This window comes from Micromonospora sp. NPDC049081 (genome assembly GCF_040648835.1).
Classification (GTDB): domain Bacteria; phylum Actinomycetota; class Actinomycetes; order Mycobacteriales; family Micromonosporaceae; genus Micromonospora; species Micromonospora antibiotica.
Genome location: NZ_JBEZEK010000025.1, coordinates 48,398 through 63,007 on the forward strand (window position 1 = coordinate 48,398; position 14,610 = coordinate 63,007).

Sequence of the window (14,610 nt, forward strand, 5' to 3'; positions counted from 1 at the left end):
CGACCGACGCGGTTCGATGAGCATGATCGGGCCGTCCCGAGCGTGCCGGTTTCGGCGGCCCCCACCCGGGAATTTGCCGGGGTACCACCTGGTTCTACCGGACGGAAAACGCAATCTGCGCTGATCGGAGAGTCCAATGGCAACCGTTGAGCTGACCACGGCCAACTTCGACGAGGTGACCGAGAGCAGCGGCATCGTGCTGGTCGACTTCTGGGCCGAGTGGTGTGGCCCGTGCAAGCGGTTCGCCCCGGTCTATGAGCGTTCGTCGGAAAAGCACCCGGACATCACCTTCGGCAAGGTCGACACCGAGGCGCAGCAGGAGCTGGGAGCCAAGTTCGACATCCGCTCCATCCCCACGATCATGGCGATCCGGGACGGCGTGATCGTCTTCGCCCAGCCGGGCGCGCTGCCCGAGTCGGCCCTGGAGAACCTGATCGAGCAGGTCCAGGCCCTCGACATGGACGACGTGCGTAAGCAGCTGGCCAACCACCAGCACTGAGCACCGCACCCGCGGCCGGGCCACGTCAGGTCACTTGCGTTCCGGTCGCACACATGTTCGAATAATCGGCATGCGCTGGGATCACCTCTCCGCTCCCCCGGACGAGGAGCATCCCGACCGGGCAGTGCCAGCGACGCCACCCCTGCCGCTGGCGCTGCCCGGAGCGATCGTCCGCACCTTCGACACCCCTGACTTCGCCGGGATGACCTTCTACGAGGTGCAGGCAAAGTCGATCATCAATCGGGTGCCGGGCGAGTCACGGGTGCCGTTCAGCTGGACGATCAACCCCTATCGGGGCTGCACCCATGCCTGTGTCTACTGCTTCGCGCGCAGCTCCCACACCTATCTCGATCTCGACGCCGGGGCGGACTTCGACCGCAAGGTGATCGTCAAGGTCAACGCCGGGGAGCTGGTCCGCCGCGAGTTGGCCGCCCCGCGCTGGCGTGGTGCGGCCATCGCGATGGGCACCAACGTCGACTGCTACCAGCGGGCCGAGGGCCGTTACCGGCTGTTGCCGCCGATCATCGAGGCGCTGCGCGACTTCGCCAACCCGTTCTCGATCCTCACCAAGGGCACCCTGATCCTGCGCGACCTGCCGCTGCTGCGGCAGGCCGCCGAGGTCACCCGGGTCAGCCTGTCGTTCTCGGTCGGCTTCGTCGACGAGGCGCTGTGGCGGGCGGTGGAGCCCGGCACCCCGAGCCCGGCCCGCCGGCTCGACGCGGTGCGCCGGCTCACCGACGCCGGTTTCGAGGTGGGGGTGCTGATGGCGCCGATCCTGCCCGGCCTCAGCGACGACGACGAGTCGATCGACGCCACCGTCGCGGCGATCGCCGCCGCGGGCGCCACCGGCGTCACCCCGCTGACCCTGCACCTGCGTCCCGGTGCCCGCCAGTGGTATGCGTACTGGCTCGGTCGGGAGTTCCCCCACCTGGTCCCCCGCTATCGCGAGCTGTACCGGTCCGGGGCCTACCCGCCGCAGGCGTACCAGCGGGAGGTGACCGCCCGGGTGCGGATCGCGGCTCGCCGGCACGGCCTGCCCCAGGGCGGACCCGGCGACATGCGCCGGCCCCCGGACCCGTCGCCCACGCCCACCGGCGAACAGCTCGCCCTGCTCTGACCGTCCGCGACGGTGGCCGCGCCGCCGTGCCCCCACCCGGCGCTGCGCTGCGCGCAGGACGGTTCCGACCCTCGGAGCTAGGCTCGGCGGATGCGGACCGCCCAGCAGCTCCTCGCCGACTCAGCCGTGATCGCCGTCGTGGGTGCGTCCCGCGACCCGGGCAAGGCCGCACACCGGGTGCCTGCGCAGATGCAGCGGTACGGCTGGCGGATCATCCCGGTCAACCCGACGGTGGACGAGTTGTTCGGTGAGCGGGCGTACGCCTCACTGGCCGACATCCCGCACCCGGTGGACCTGGTGAACGTCTTCCGACCGGCCCGGGACGCGGTGGAGGTGGTCCGTCAGGCGGTCGCGATCGGTGCTCCGGCGGTCTGGCTACAGCTCGGCATCGTCTCGGCCGAGGCGCGGCGGATCGCCGAAGAGGCCGGCATCGACTACGTCGAGGACCGTTGTCTGATCGTCGAACGGGCCGCCGCCGGTCTCAGCCGGCTCGGCTGAGACCGACGCCGATCCGGAGCCGGACCCGCCGGCGACCCGTCCCGCCAACCGCCGGGAAAAGGTGCACCGCTACCGGTAGCGTCCGCAGGGGAAAGGGCCACTGAACTGCGGCGGAAGGCGGACATCGTGAGTACGCCACCGGGGGGACCGGAGCAGCCACCATCGCCGTACGAACCGCCCCGGCCCGACCCGTCGCCCTGGGCGCAGCCCACCGGACCGTCCCCGTCGGGCCACCCGGCCGAACCACCGCCGACCGGTGAGCCGGCCGAACCGTCGCAGTCCGCTCCGCCGACCCCGCCATCATGGGGACAGCCACCGCCGGACGAGCCGCCGCCGTGGGGACAGCCACCGGCGGACGGGTCGCCGGACCGGACACCGCCGGCTCCCGCCGAACCACCCTGGGGGCAGCCGACGCCGGGCGAACAGCCCTGGGGACAGCAACAGTGGGGGCGACAGCCGTGGGAGCAGCCGGCGTACCCGCCGTCCGGGCAGTACGGGCGGCCCGGCGGTGCAACCAACGTGCTGGCGATCCTGTCCCTGGTCCTCGCCTTCGTCTTCGCCCCGGCCGGCATCGTCCTCGGCCACCTGGCCAAGCGGCAGATCCGCCGCACCGGCGAGGCGGGCGACCAGCTCGCCACCTGGGGGCTGGTCCTGGGCTACGCGTTCACCGTGATCGGGGTGCTCGTCTGCTGCGGCTGGCTGGCCCTCGTCGTGTGGGCCGGCGCCAGCGGCGGCAGCGACACCGGGTACTGATCAGCGGAACTGCGCCTCCCGGACGCTGTTGCCGCCGTCGACCACCAACATCTGGCCGGTGATGTACGACGCCGCCGGCGAGCAGAGGAAACTGATCGCGGCGGCCACCTCGTCGGGGGTGCCGGGGCGGCCGACCGGGGTGCCCAACCCCTGCTTGATCTCCGCGATCGTGGACGCCGCCGTGTAGATCGTCCCCGGGGCCACCGCGTTCACCGTCACCCCGTCGGCGATCATCTCCATCGCCAGCGCCCGGGTCAGTCCGACCACCCCCGCCTTGGCCGCCGCGTACGCCGCCTCGGTGGGCAGCGCCTTGACCGGCCCGGCGGTCGCCGAGAGGTTGACGATCCGCCCCCAGCCCCGTTCGGCCATCCCGCCGATGAAGGCCCGGCTGCACAGGAACGCGGTGGTCAGGTTCCGGTCGATCTCGCCGCGCCACTCGTCATAGCTGAGCTGGGCCACCGGACGCAGCACCTCGGGGCTGGCCCGGCTGGCCAGGCCGGCGTTGTTGACCAGCACCTCGACGTCACCGAGCTGCTCGGCGACCGCGTCGGCCAGTGCACCGACCTCGGACTCGTCGGTCAGGTCGGCGACGAAGCCGGTCACGCCCAGTTCCCCGGCCCGGTCGTGGATGCGCCGGGTGGTGGAGACGATCGCCACCCGGGCACCCAGGTCGGCCAGTCGGCGGGCGGTCGCGTACCCGATGCCGTCCGCGCTGCCCGCGCCGGTGACCAGCGCGACCCGGCCGTCCAGCCGCATGGTCACCGGGTCGGCCACCGGCACCGGCTCGTCCTGGCCGGCGTCGCTGCCGCCGCCGACGGCGCGGGTGCGCCGGGCCAGGCCGGGACGGCTCACGTCCCGCCTCGGTCGGCTGCCGGATCGGTCGGCCCCACGTGCGTCGATAGCCATGCCGCGATCCTGCCCGCTCGGTGCGACGTGGGCAACGAGCCACCACGGGCGGACCCCACCGCTGTTGCACCCTGGCTACCCTGACGGCGCACCTACATGCGACGGAGAAGATCAGATGACCTACCCCCCGCCCTCGGACGGCTGGCAGGACCCGGCATGGTCGGGCCACCAGCCCGATCCGACACTGCCGGCCAGCGGCCCTCCGGTTTCCGCCCAACCGATCGGCAAGGACCCGTACGCCCCGGCTGACCCGTACGCGGGTGCGCCGCTCATCCCCGGCCAGGCCGGCCCGGTCGACCCGTACGCCGCCGCAGCCGCCTACCCGCAACCGTCCGGTTACCCGCAGCCGGCCGGGTTCCCCGGCTACGGCGGCTACCAGCCCCCGCCCCCGCAGAGCGGCCTCGCCATCGCCTCGATGATCGTCTCGATCATCGGCGCGATCGGCCTGTGCGGTTACGGGCTCGGCGGCTACATCGGCATCATCGGCGCGATCCTCGGCCACGTGGCCCGCAAGCAGATCAGGGAGCGGGGCGAGGGCGGCGCCGGCTTCGCCACCGCCGGCATCGTCGTCGGCTGGATCTCCACCGTCATCGCGGTGCTGGCCACCATCGCCCTGGTGGTCTTCTTCGTCTGGCTGGCCAACCAGGAGTCGACGACCGGCTACGGCACCAGCTACTGAGCAGCGGGGCCGCCCCGGGACCCGGGGCGGCCCACCGGGTCACTGCCGCGATGGGGTGACGTGCGGGGTGCGCGCCGACCCGGGCGGGACCGCCAGGGCGTGTCGGTGTTCGCGGACCCGCAGGAGCGGCGGCGTCGATGGCCCGCACCGCGCTGGACATGACAGGGACCCGACGGTCCCCGGGGCTTGGTGACCTCGCGGTAACCTCGTGCCGTGACCGGGGTGAACGGACCTGTGGAAGATCTCGCCGGGCGGCGGACCGTGGTGGTGACCGGGGCCAGCTCCGGCATCGGACTGGCCGCCTCCGTGGCGCTGGCCCGGCGGGGCGACCGGGTGGTGCTGGTCGGCCGGGACCCGGCCCGCCTCCAGGCCGCCGGTGACCGGGTACGCGAGGCGTCCGGCGAGCGCCCCGAACTCTTCCGCGCCGACTTCGCCGTGCTGGACGACGTACGCGGGCTCGCCGAGCGGCTGCGGGCGGCGTACGACCGGATCGACGTGCTGGCCAACAACGCCGGGGCGATCGTGTTGGAGCCGCTCACCACGGTCGACGGGTTCGAGCTGTCGATCCAGGCCAACCACCTGGCCCCGTTCCTGTTGAGCAACCTGCTGATCGACCGGGTCGGCCGGCTGGTGGTGACCGCCTCCGGTGCGCACCGCAGCGGGACCCTCGACCCCGACGACCTCAACGCCGCGCTGCGCCGTTACCGGCCGATGCGCGCGTACGGCACCAGCAAGCAGGCCAACATCCTGTTCGCCGCCGAGGCGGCCCGACGCTGGCCCGACGTGCCGGCGTACTCGTTCCACCCGGGGGTGGTGCGGACCCGGTTCGGCGCGGACAGCAGGCTGGTCGCCCTCGGCATGCGGGTGATGCCGTTCCGCAGCCCGGAGAAGGGCGCGGAGACCCTGCTCTGGTTGGCCAACCAGCCCGCGTCCCGGCTGGTCGACGGGGGCTACTACGCCGACCGGCGGCTGCGCCGGCCCTGGCCGCGCGCCGCCGACCCGGCGCTGGCCGCGCGCCTCTGGACCGCCAGCGCCACCGCCGTCGGCCTCGCCGCCTGACCCGGCCGCGCCGTCCCAGGCTCCCCACCCGCTGCTGCGCCTCGGGATCGCGGTAACCATCACGGATGCTCAGAAATGCTCGCCAGCACCCGATCGGTTCACCGGGTCAGGCCGACGATGGCGGCCAGCCGGGTCACGCCGGCCGCCGCCGGGCCGCTGCGGGCGATTTCGGCGATCACGGTACGGGCGTACGGTCGGTAACGAACCTCGGCAGGGGCGATCCGGTCGGCATCGACGAGGGCCTGTCCGGCGGCAGCGACGTTGCCGGTCTGGAGGTAGGCGCGGGCGACATCGACAAGGTGGGCGGCCCGGTGCTCGGCGGGCAGGGCCGGCCAGTCGGCACGCCGGGCGGCCCGCTCATGCCGATAGATCGCTTCCTCCGTGTCGCCGAGGGTGAGGGCGGCGAGGGCCCGTGCCAGCAGCACGGCGGTGGGGCCGAAGGCGGTGTGATGCGGGTCGTCGGTTGTCCGGCGGTCGGCCAGGTCGGCGGCGTGGTTGAGGAGGTCATCGGCGTTGCGGCGATCGCCACCACTGGCGGCGGCGAGACCACCTTGTACCAGCAGAGTTCCGCGTACCGCGTCGTCTGTGGTGGTGTCCGCCGCCCTGACGCAAGCGGTCAGGGCGAGTCGGTCGCGGCTGAGAGCACGCAGTGCCTGGGCGACGGCGATGGTGGCGGTGCCGGTGCGGGTGGGATCGGTTGCTGCGGCGGTCACTGCGCGATCGGCGGCGAGCCAGGCGAGATCGGCTTCACCGAGCTTGACCAGCACCGATGCGGTGATCCGGTACGCGGGCACCAGCAACGTGGGGGCACCGTGGGCGGCGTCGAGCAGTGCGGGCAGGGACCGCAGTAGTTGTGCATAGTGGGCATGCTGGTAGGTCAGCCAGGCGTGCGCGAGGTGTCGTTCCACTTGATCGCCCGGGACGGCCCGGATCACTGGCCGGTGGTAGCGAGCCAGCGCGTCGCGGAGCGCGTCGACCCCGTCCAGGCCGGCGGCCGTTGACGGCGGAGGCTGGCGGGGACCGAGCAGGACGGCCGGGTCGAGGTGGAGCACTTCGGCGATCTCCTGGATCACCGAATACCGGTCCAGCGCTCGGACACCGCGTTCGACCTTGTCCACCCAGCTCTTCGACTTGCCGAGCCGATCGGCGAAGACCTGTTGGGTCATCCGCCGGCGTACCCGCCAGCGTGCCACCTGCCGCCCGATTGGCAACTCGGCACGCTCCCGCTGCACCAGGCTCATCGGTGCCGCTCCGTCGGCCGGCGGACGGCCTCGGTGGACCCGCCGCAGCGCGGACACCACCGGGATTTGACCCGGAATGCAAACAGCCCGACCAGAAAACCAGGCACCAATCCACCGAACACCATCGACACCACTGCGGGAGCTGCAAACGCTCTCACCTTGACCTCCTCGGAAGGGCGTGCAAGCGACCTGAACGAGCTCGTTGGTGGGTTGATCAGGTCCGGTGCCTGCCGAACCCGACCCGGGGGACAACTGAGCAGGCACCGGACGTGTGCTCCTCCTGGTGCGACCCGAGGACGAACACGACAGCAGCTTAATCAACTATGTCTACCTGGTCTAGCTTGCTCGACATAGTTGATGCAGCTTTCTGAAAGTGATCTACTCGGGGTGCGACCCGAGGAGTACAGATGCCCGCCAAGTACGAGCGGGTGGCCGAGGCCATCCGCGAGCAGATCCGGACCGGTGAACTCGCTGTGGGGGACAAACTCCCGTCCACCGCGGAACTCAAAGCCGAATACGACGTGTCCTACGGATCGATCCGTGGAGCGATGCTCGTCCTCAAGACCGAGGGCCTGGTCGAGGGACGCCAGGGCGAAGGCGTCTACGTGAAGGCGGTGCCGGCAGACTGATCCCACCCGTCGAAACGAGCAGGCCCCGCGGAGACACCCTGTCCTGTGGAGATCTGTTGCTGCTGGAGCGACAACAAGTCTCCCCGATCCTGCTGCTCTCCCTGGCGGGCCCGGCGACGCGGTGCTCGACGGTCCGCCGGGGACCCGTCCGCGCGGCGCGCTCGGCAGGTGGCGTCGGTCGCTACAGTCGGGTCATGGCGCGTCACGTGCGGGTTGCGTATCCAGTGGCACTGCTGATCCTGGTCGTTGTCGGATTGATCGCGGATCTGCCGGTCTGGCAGGCGGCGCTCGTGGGGGCGGCTGCGATGACGCCGATCCTCCTGGTCGACCTCATCCTGACGCACCCCGGCAGGAGCGCATGATCGGGCGTGGGCAGTAGGCGAGGACGCCGCCACCCGGCCGGCCGGCCAACGGTGGCGAGGGCGACCGCCCCGCGCCGCCGGGATGGTCCTCACTCGACGACGTGGACCGGGACGGTGGTGACCGCCACGCCGGGCAGCGCCCGCAGGGCCCGGCGCAGCCGGTGACCGGTGCGGTTGTGCAGCAGGCGGTGCCACGGCCGGCGCAGCACCACCTCCGGCACCACCACGGTCAGCACCAGCTCCGGCGCGGCGACGTGCAACGCCGCCAGATAGTGCGCCAACGGCCCGACCACCGCCCGGTACGGCGAGACGATCGTCTCCAACCGCACGTGGTCCCCCCAGGCCCGCCACTGCTCCCGGAACCGGTCCGCCTCGGCGTCCTCCGGGGCTAGGTGCACCGCCAGCGTCGGCCGACCCAGCGACACCGCGTACGCCAGGGCGCGCATCGAGGCCCGGTTGAGGCGTACCACCGGGACCACCACCAGGTGCCGCAGCTCCTGCGGCACCTCCTCGCCCTCGACGGACCTGCCCGCCGGAGGCCGGGGCGGCCCGACCCGGTGCCCCGTCGCGGTAGGCGGCGGGCCCTCTCCCGCCACCGGCTGCGGCCCCGCCCCAGGCTCCGCAGCTGCCGGCGGGGCTCGCAGGGCCAGGGCGGTGTGCAGGTCGCGGTAGTGCCGGTGGATCCGGCGGAAGAGCAGCACCAGCAGCGGTACGGCGACGACCACCACCCAGGCGCCCTCGGTGAACTTCGCCACCGCCGCGGTCAGCAGCACCAGGCCGGACAGGACCGCGCCCACCCCGTTGACCAGCGCCCGACGCCGCCAGCCGGCGTCCCGGTGCCGCCGCCAGTGCACCACCATGCCGCTCTGCGACAGGGTGAAGGCGAGGAACACCCCCACCGCGTACAGCGGGATCAGTTTCTCGGTGTGCCCGCCGAACGCGACGAACACCACGACCGCCGTCCCGGACAACGCCACCAGGCCGTTGCCGAACGCCAGCCGGTCGCCCAGGTGCAGGAAGCGGCGCGGCGCGTGACCGGCGCGGGCCATGAAGAACAGCAGCCGGGGAAAGTCGTTGAACGCGGTGTTCGCCGCCAGCAGCAGGATCAGCGCGGTGGTCGCCTGCACGACGGCGTACCAGGGGCCGGTCGGGAAGGTGACCCGGGCGAGCTGGGACAGCAGCGTCTCACCGGGGCGGGGCACCAGACCGGCCAGGTGGATCAGCAGGGTCAGCCCGGCGAAGAGGACCACCAGCATCGCCACCATCCAGGCCAGCGTGGTCCGCGCGTTGCGCCACTCCGTCGGGCGGAACGCCGGGACCGCGTTGGAGACCGCCTCGATGCCGGTCATCGACACCGCCCCGGAGGCGAACGCCCGCAGCACCAGCAGCAGGCCCAGACCCTCTGCCGCCGGCACGACCGGCGGGGCCACCGGTGTGAACCCCCGGCCGGCCGCCCGCAGGTAGCCGACCACCAGCAACCCCAGCACGGCGGCCACGAAGGCGTACGTGGGCAGGACGAAGATGTTGCCGGCGGTGCGTACCCCGCGCAGGTTGCCGGCGAGCAGCAGCAGGATCACCAGCACCCCGAGCGGCACGGTGAACGGCGTCAGCCCCGGCAGCGCCGAGGTGACCGCGTGCAGGCCGGCGGCGATCGACACCGACACGGTCAGCACGTAGTCCAGCATCAGCCCGGCGGCGGCGGTCAACCCCGCCCCGACCCCCAGGTTGTCCCCCGCCACCAGGTACGACCCGGCCCCGTGCGGGTACGCCGGGATGGTCTGCCGGTAGGAGATCCCGACGGCCACCATCAACAGCACCAGCCCGGCCGACAGGGGCAGCGCCAGGCCCAGCGCCCCGCTGCCGGCCAGCACCAGCACGGTCAGCAGCGCCTCCGGCCCGTACGCGACCGAGCTGAGCAGGTCGGAGGAGAGCACCGGCAGGGCCACCAGTTTGCGCATCCGCTCGTGCAGCACGGCAGCGCTGGCCAACGGTGGGCCGAGCACCACCCGCCGGACCCGGCCCAGCCGTCGGCCGAGGCGGGAGTCGGGGCGGTTCGCCGGTTCGGCGGCGATCAACCCGTCCCGCCCGCCCCGGCCACCCGGCTCCGGCTCGAACAGCGCGATCGGGGCCAGCCGGCTGAACCGGCCCGGGGCGGGACGGTTCCGGTAGCGGTCCAGCGTCGGGTCGACCGGCAGGGCGGGCCGGCTCCCGGTCCGCCAGTGCGCGCCGACCCGGCGCAGGGTGTCCACCTCGGCGGGGTCGAGCGGCGGGAACTCGGCCGACGGGGTGACCACGGTGCCGCTGCGGTCGTCGTCCACGTTGCGCCCCGACATCACCCCACCTCCCCCCGCACTCTCACGCGTGCCGGGGTCCCCTGCCCGTGGTTTGGGCGGAATCGCTCAGGAGGGCGGGGCGGCGTCGGCGGGGACCGCCGGCGGGGCGGGGCGACGGCCGGCGCGGGCCCCGCCGAGCACCACCACGGCCACCCCGGCGAGCAGCAGCGCCAACCCGGGCAGGGCGAACGGGCGCGGCAGCTGCCCCAGCCAGGCCCAGGCGATCAGTGCCGCACCGGGCGCCTCCAGCAGGATCAACACGCTGATCGTGGTCGCCGACACCCGGCGCAGCGCGTGGTTGAACATCGAGTGGCCGAGCAGTTGGGCCCCCACCACCAGCCCGGCGATCGCCAGCCAGGTGCTGGTGCCGTAGCCGTGCAGCCGTACCCCGCCGACCAGGCAGACGACCAGCAGGATCACCGCGCACACCCCATAGCAGATGGTGGTGTAGGTGGCGGTGCTGATGGTGGCGCGGGCCCGTTCGCCGAAGGCGGTGTAGACGGCGGCGAACATCCCGCCGACCACCGCGAGCAGGTCACCGGCGAAGGCCCGGCCGGAGACGCCGACGTCCGCGCCGGTCGCCAGCACCGCGCCGGTCACCGCCAGCCCGATACCGACCCAGACGGCGTACGGCAGCCGCCGACCCTGCCAGCGGGCGATCAGCCCCTGCCAGACCGGCTGGGTGGCGCCCAGGGCGGTGGCCGCCGCGACCGAGGTGAGCTGGGCGCTCGGCATCCAGGTGGCGAAGTGCGCGGCCAACGCCACCCCGGACAGCACGCAGTACCAGCCCTCCCGACGGCCCGCCCCCACGGTCAGGGTGCGCAGCTCGGCCCGCCGGCGGACCAGCGTGAACGGGACGAGCACGGCGGCCGAGAGCAGGTTCCGCCACGCTGCGACGGCCAGCGCGGGAGCCGCCGCGAAGGCGATCAGCGGGGCCGACGACGAGACCGAGGCGACGGCGATCGCGAGCACACCGACGGTCAGCGGATCGACAGGTGGGCGCGGGTGCGGGGCAGCGGAGGACACGGTGCGTCATCCTCACACGGGCGGCGTCGCGGATGTGGACGCCGGGCGGTGGGTCAGCGGCGGCGGACCCGGTGCAGGCGGAACGGCTTGCGGGTGGCCCGGACCACGGCCGCGCCGCGCGGCTCGGCGGCGAGGGAGGCATCCGGCAGGGCCGGCCCGGCGTCCGGCGGGCCGTCCGGGGCGAGGCGGGTCAGCGCGCAGCCGTCGGCCGCCCAGCGGGCCACCAGGTCTGCGGTCGGGCCGGAGGCGTTCAGCCGCTTCGCCGCCACCAGCGGTGCCGACGTCTCCCACTCCGGGGTGCCCGGGGCCAGCCGGGTCACCCGGGCCGGCCAGGTCACGATGCGTCCGCCGTGGTCACCGCGCAGGGTCACCCGGGCGGCGTCGGCGTCGGCCAGGCCCGGCGCGGTCTGCTCCCCCGGCCCGCTGACCACGAACAACGCCCCCTCCAGGGGTACGCACCACAGCGCGGTCGCCGGCCCGTCCGCGACGCCCACCCACGCCACGGCGGCCTTCTTCATCGCCTCGTCGACCAGTGGCGTCGACCGGGAGGCATCCACCTCGTCCGTCACACCCGCATCCTCTCGCAGCTCCCACCCGACCGCGGTCAGCCCACGAACGGTGGGACGACGATCTCACCCCGGGCCACCGGCATCACCTGGCCGGCCACGGTCGTCCCGACCGCCATCCCGCCCTCGGCGGTCACCGTGCAGGTCAACGCGGACGGGCGGCCGATCTCCGCGCCCTGCCGGACGGCGTACCCGCTGCGCCCCTCCCCGGGGAGCAGACCGCTGGCGACCAGCCACACCCCCAACCCCAGGGCGGCCGAGCCGGTGGCCGGGTCCTCCGGGATGCCGAGGCCGGGCACGAAGACCCGGGCGTGTGCGGTCTGCGTGTCGGCGTCCCAGGAGAAGACGCTGACGTGTTCGACCCCGTACCGCTGGGCCGCCGCCGCGTTGACCCGGGCGCGGGCCACCGCGTCCGGACGCACCGGGAGGTAGGGGAACTCCAGCCCGCAGCCGGCCACCCGGGGGGCCGGGCCGGTGTGGTCGTCGGCGGTGAGCCCGGCCATCTCCAGCAGCGGCTCGGGGTCGAGTTCCGGCCCGAGGGTGGGGGTGCCGCCGGTCAGGGTCGCTCCCGTCGCGGTCACCTCGAGGGGGAGCACCCCGGCGTGGCACTCCTGACTGACCGACCCGACCCCGAACAGCCCCCGGCGAACGGCGGTGACCGCCGCGCCCACGCTGGGGTGCCCGGCGAACGGCAGCTCCTCGGTCGGGGTGAAGATCCGGGCCCGGTAGGTGGCGCCCACCTGGGTCGGCGGCAGCACGAACACCGTCTCCGACAGGTTGAACTCCATCGCCAGCGCCTGCATCTGCTCGGTGGCCAGCGCTTCGGCGCCGAACACCACGGCCAGGGGGTTGCCGGCGAACGGGCGGTCGGTGAAGACGTCCACGATCTCGTAGGCCAGGGTCGACATGGTGATAAACACTAGGCGCTTAGGCTGGTGGCCGTGAGCACGCCGAACCGGGTCTACATCGCTCGACTCGCCGGAGTCGCCGTCTTCGACCCGAACGGCGACCAGGTGGGGCGGGTCCGCGACGCGGTCGCCCGGATCCGGCCGACCCAGCGCCCGCCCGAGGTGGTGGGGCTGGTGGCCGAGATGCCGATGCGCCGCCGGATCTTCCTGTCCATCAACCGGATCACCTCCATCGACCCCGACGCGGTCGTCCTCGGCAGCGGCACCCTCAACCTGCGCCGCTTCTCCAAACGCCCCAACGAGCTGCTCGTCCTCCAGGAGCTGCTGGACCGGCGGGTGCAGCTCGACCCGGGCGGCCAGCCCGGCGCGGTGGTGGACGTGGCGATGGAGCGCAGCCGGGGCGGCGAATGGGCGCTGTCCCGGGTCGCCGTCCGCGAGCAGACCAGCCGGTTGACCCGCCGTGGCCACCTGCACCAGGTCGACTGGGACCGGGTACGCGGGCTGAGCGGCATCGCCGACAACCGGGGCACCGCCAACCTGCTGGCGGTGCTGGAGGACATGCGCCCCGCCGACCTGGCCAACGCGCTCCAGGACCTGCCCGACGCCCGGCGCAACGAGGTCGCGGCGGCCCTCGACGACGAACGCCTCGCCGACGTGCTCGGCGAGCTGCCCGAACGCGACCAGGTGGAGATCCTCGCCGCGCTGGACCGGGAGCGGGCCGCCGACGTGCTGGAGGAGATGGACCCGGACGACGCCGCCGACCTGCTCAACGAGCTGCCCCCGCCCGAACAGGACGTGCTGCTCGACCTGATGGAACCGGACGAGGCCGACCCCGTCCGCCAACTGCTCAAGTACACCTCCGGTACGGCGGGCAGCGTGATGACCTCGGAGCCGGTGATCCTGCCGCCGGACGCCACGGTCGCCGAGGCACTGGCCCGGATCAGGGAGGAGCAGCTCTCCCCGGCGATCGCCGCGCAGGTCTTCGTGACCCGCGCCCCGATGACCACCCCGACGGGCCGTTACCTGGGCATCGTGCACTTCCAGCGGTTGCTGCGCGAGCCCCCGGCCGACCTGCTCGGCGGGATCGTGATCAACGACATCGACCCGCTGCGCCCGACCACCCCGTTGCCGGAGATAACCCGCCGGATGGCCACCTACGACCTGGTGGCGATGCCGGTGGTCGACCGGAACAACCGGCTGGTCGGTGCGGTAACCGTCGACGACGTGCTGGACCACTCGCTGCCCCGGGACTGGCGGGACCGCGACGCCGTGACCACCCCGTCCGCCGACGATGACGACGCGGGGTCCTCCGCCGCTGTGGCCGGGCCGACGGGCGGTGGCACCGATGGCTGACCAACGACGGGCCGAACGGCTGGACCAGCCGCGCGAGCCCCGGGGCGTCAAGCTGCCCCGGTTCGACCCGGAGGCGTTCGGGCGCTGGTCGGAGGGGATCGCCCGGGGGATGGGTACGGCGAACTTCATCGTCTACATGACGGTGGTGATCGCCCTGTGGTTCGGCTGGAACACCCTGGCCCCGGCGGACCTGCGCTTCGACCCGTACACCTTCACGTTCCTGACCCTGGTGTTGTCGTTGCAGGCGTCCTACGCGGCCCCGTTGATCCTGCTCGCGCAGAACCGGCAGACGGACCGGGACCGGGTGGCGCTGGAGGAGGACCGCCGCCGGGCGACCATGCAGAAGGCGGACACCGAGTACCTGGCCCGGGAGGTCGCCGCGCTGCGGATCGCCCTGGGCGAGGTGGCCACCCGGGATTTCCTCCGTTCCGAGCTGGTCCGGTTGGCCGAGGAGCTGGACGCGGCGGCGCAGCGCCGGCAGAAGCGGGAGTTGCGGCAGCCGGACCGGCCTACCGGGCGCCCCGGAGGTGGTCAGGGACGCTCCGGGGGTGAGGGACGCTCCGGGGGTGGTGAGCCGCCGCTCGACGAGCCCCGGGACGATCTCGACGGCGACTACGTGCGCGACGGCCACCGCCCGGAGAGCTGAGCCCGCGACGCCGGACCGGCACGGGTGGGCTGGCG

The 14,610-nt window shown here is 73.3% G+C and carries 16 protein-coding genes; 10 read left to right on the top strand and 6 right to left on the bottom strand.

All coding sequences use genetic code 11. The annotated features are described in order from the left end of the window. Positions 1-136 precede the first annotated feature (136 nt). The 4 genes from trxA to AB0B63_RS27020 all read left to right on the top strand — a co-directional run bounded on the left by trxA (position 137) and on the right by AB0B63_RS27020 (position 2,867). Positions 137-499 carry a thioredoxin gene (gene trxA / locus AB0B63_RS27005; RefSeq protein WP_088647038.1) on the top strand — a complete coding sequence of 121 codons (363 nt, stop codon included), beginning with the start codon at positions 137-139 and terminating at the stop codon, positions 497-499. Between the two features lie 70 nt (positions 500-569). After that, positions 570-1,616 carry an Rv2578c family radical SAM protein gene (locus AB0B63_RS27010; protein ID WP_357023616.1) on the top strand — a complete coding sequence of 349 codons (1,047 nt, stop codon included), beginning with the start codon at positions 570-572 and terminating at the stop codon, positions 1,614-1,616. A 90-nt stretch (positions 1,617-1,706) separates the two neighbouring features. Further along, positions 1,707-2,114: a CoA-binding protein gene (locus tag AB0B63_RS27015; protein WP_208570377.1), complete on the top strand. Its 408-nt coding sequence runs from the start codon at positions 1,707-1,709 to the stop codon at positions 2,112-2,114. A 126-nt stretch (positions 2,115-2,240) separates the two neighbouring features. Beyond that, a complete protein-coding gene (locus AB0B63_RS27020) occupies positions 2,241-2,867 on the top strand; it encodes a DUF4190 domain-containing protein (protein ID WP_357023619.1) in 627 nt (208 codons plus the stop codon). On the opposite strand, the gene AB0B63_RS27025 is transcribed toward AB0B63_RS27020, so the two are convergent. Then, positions 2,868-3,704, bottom strand: coding sequence for an SDR family NAD(P)-dependent oxidoreductase (locus AB0B63_RS27025; RefSeq protein ID WP_208570417.1), 837 nt, complete (start codon positions 3,702-3,704; stop codon positions 2,868-2,870). 184 nt (positions 3,705-3,888) lie between these two features. Here AB0B63_RS27025 and AB0B63_RS27030 point away from each other — a divergent pair, with 184 nt between their 5' ends. Further along, positions 3,889-4,452 carry a DUF4190 domain-containing protein gene (locus AB0B63_RS27030; RefSeq protein ID WP_208570375.1) on the top strand — a complete coding sequence of 188 codons (564 nt, stop codon included), beginning with the start codon at positions 3,889-3,891 and terminating at the stop codon, positions 4,450-4,452. Between the two features lie 234 nt (positions 4,453-4,686). Beyond that, on the top strand, positions 4,687-5,511 hold the full coding sequence (locus AB0B63_RS27035; RefSeq protein ID WP_208570416.1) for an SDR family NAD(P)-dependent oxidoreductase: 825 nt from the start codon (positions 4,687-4,689) through the stop codon (positions 5,509-5,511). 98 nt (positions 5,512-5,609) lie between these two features. Here AB0B63_RS27035 and AB0B63_RS27040 read toward each other — a convergent pair whose 3' ends face one another. Continuing rightward, entirely contained in the window at positions 5,610-6,752 is a 1,143-nt protein-coding gene (locus AB0B63_RS27040; RefSeq protein ID WP_357023622.1) for a helix-turn-helix domain-containing protein, read from the bottom strand. Positions 6,753-7,159: 407 nt separating this feature from the next. Here AB0B63_RS27040 and AB0B63_RS27045 point away from each other — a divergent pair, with 407 nt between their 5' ends. Both AB0B63_RS27045 and AB0B63_RS27050 read left to right on the top strand, forming a co-directional pair. Then, entirely contained in the window at positions 7,160-7,381 is a 222-nt protein-coding gene (locus AB0B63_RS27045; RefSeq protein ID WP_208570373.1) for a winged helix-turn-helix domain-containing protein, read from the top strand. A gap of 194 nt (positions 7,382-7,575) precedes the next feature. Then, positions 7,576-7,743 (top strand): hypothetical protein, encoded by a 168-nt coding sequence (locus tag AB0B63_RS27050; protein WP_208570372.1) that lies wholly within the window; start codon positions 7,576-7,578, stop codon positions 7,741-7,743. Between the two features lie 89 nt (positions 7,744-7,832). On the opposite strand, the gene AB0B63_RS27055 is transcribed toward AB0B63_RS27050, so the two are convergent. The 4 genes from AB0B63_RS27055 to AB0B63_RS27070 all read right to left on the bottom strand — a co-directional run bounded on the left by AB0B63_RS27055 (position 7,833) and on the right by AB0B63_RS27070 (position 12,576). Next, positions 7,833-10,076 (bottom strand): APC family permease, encoded by a 2,244-nt coding sequence (locus AB0B63_RS27055; protein ID WP_357023626.1) that lies wholly within the window; start codon positions 10,074-10,076, stop codon positions 7,833-7,835. Between the two features lie 66 nt (positions 10,077-10,142). Further along, positions 10,143-11,102, bottom strand: a complete 960-nt coding sequence (locus AB0B63_RS27060; protein WP_208570370.1) for a DMT family transporter — start codon at positions 11,100-11,102, stop codon at positions 10,143-10,145. Between the two features lie 53 nt (positions 11,103-11,155). Further along, on the bottom strand, positions 11,156-11,671 hold the full coding sequence (locus tag AB0B63_RS27065; RefSeq protein WP_357023629.1) for a hypothetical protein: 516 nt from the start codon (positions 11,669-11,671) through the stop codon (positions 11,156-11,158). Between the two features lie 35 nt (positions 11,672-11,706). Continuing rightward, positions 11,707-12,576 carry a PhzF family phenazine biosynthesis protein gene (locus AB0B63_RS27070; protein ID WP_357023632.1) on the bottom strand — a complete coding sequence of 290 codons (870 nt, stop codon included), beginning with the start codon at positions 12,574-12,576 and terminating at the stop codon, positions 11,707-11,709. Positions 12,577-12,609: 33 nt separating this feature from the next. On the opposite strand from AB0B63_RS27070, the gene AB0B63_RS27075 reads away from it, so the two are divergent. Together AB0B63_RS27075 and AB0B63_RS27080 are read left to right on the top strand one after the other, a co-directional pair. Then, positions 12,610-13,929, top strand: a complete 1,320-nt coding sequence (locus AB0B63_RS27075) for a CBS domain-containing protein (protein ID WP_357023635.1) — start codon at positions 12,610-12,612, stop codon at positions 13,927-13,929. Then, the gene (locus tag AB0B63_RS27080) at positions 13,922-14,575 is read left to right on the top strand and encodes a DUF1003 domain-containing protein (RefSeq protein ID WP_357023638.1); all 654 of its coding nucleotides are present in this window, start codon (positions 13,922-13,924) and stop codon (positions 14,573-14,575) included. Before AB0B63_RS27075 ends, AB0B63_RS27080 begins: the two co-directional genes overlap by 8 nt. The last annotated feature ends 35 nt before the right edge of the window (positions 14,576-14,610 follow it).

Coding starts and splice junctions, on each gene's coding strand:
- trxA (WP_088647038.1), top strand. CDS start 137: ATGGCAACCGTTGAGCTGACCACGGCCAACTTCGACGAGGTGACCGAG.
- AB0B63_RS27010 (WP_357023616.1), top strand. CDS start 570: ATGCGCTGGGATCACCTCTCCGCTCCCCCGGACGAGGAGCATCCCGAC.
- AB0B63_RS27015 (WP_208570377.1), top strand. CDS start 1,707: ATGCGGACCGCCCAGCAGCTCCTCGCCGACTCAGCCGTGATCGCCGTC.
- AB0B63_RS27030 (WP_208570375.1), top strand. CDS start 3,889: ATGACCTACCCCCCGCCCTCGGACGGCTGGCAGGACCCGGCATGGTCG.
- AB0B63_RS27040 (WP_357023622.1), bottom strand. CDS start 6,752: ATGAGCCTGGTGCAGCGGGAGCGTGCCGAGTTGCCAATCGGGCGGCAG.
- AB0B63_RS27045 (WP_208570373.1), top strand. CDS start 7,160: ATGCCCGCCAAGTACGAGCGGGTGGCCGAGGCCATCCGCGAGCAGATC.
- AB0B63_RS27050 (WP_208570372.1), top strand. CDS start 7,576: ATGGCGCGTCACGTGCGGGTTGCGTATCCAGTGGCACTGCTGATCCTG.
- AB0B63_RS27055 (WP_357023626.1), bottom strand. CDS start 10,076: ATGTCGGGGCGCAACGTGGACGACGACCGCAGCGGCACCGTGGTCACC.
- AB0B63_RS27070 (WP_357023632.1), bottom strand. CDS start 12,576: ATGTCGACCCTGGCCTACGAGATCGTGGACGTCTTCACCGACCGCCCG.
- AB0B63_RS27080 (WP_357023638.1), top strand. CDS start 13,922: ATGGCTGACCAACGACGGGCCGAACGGCTGGACCAGCCGCGCGAGCCC.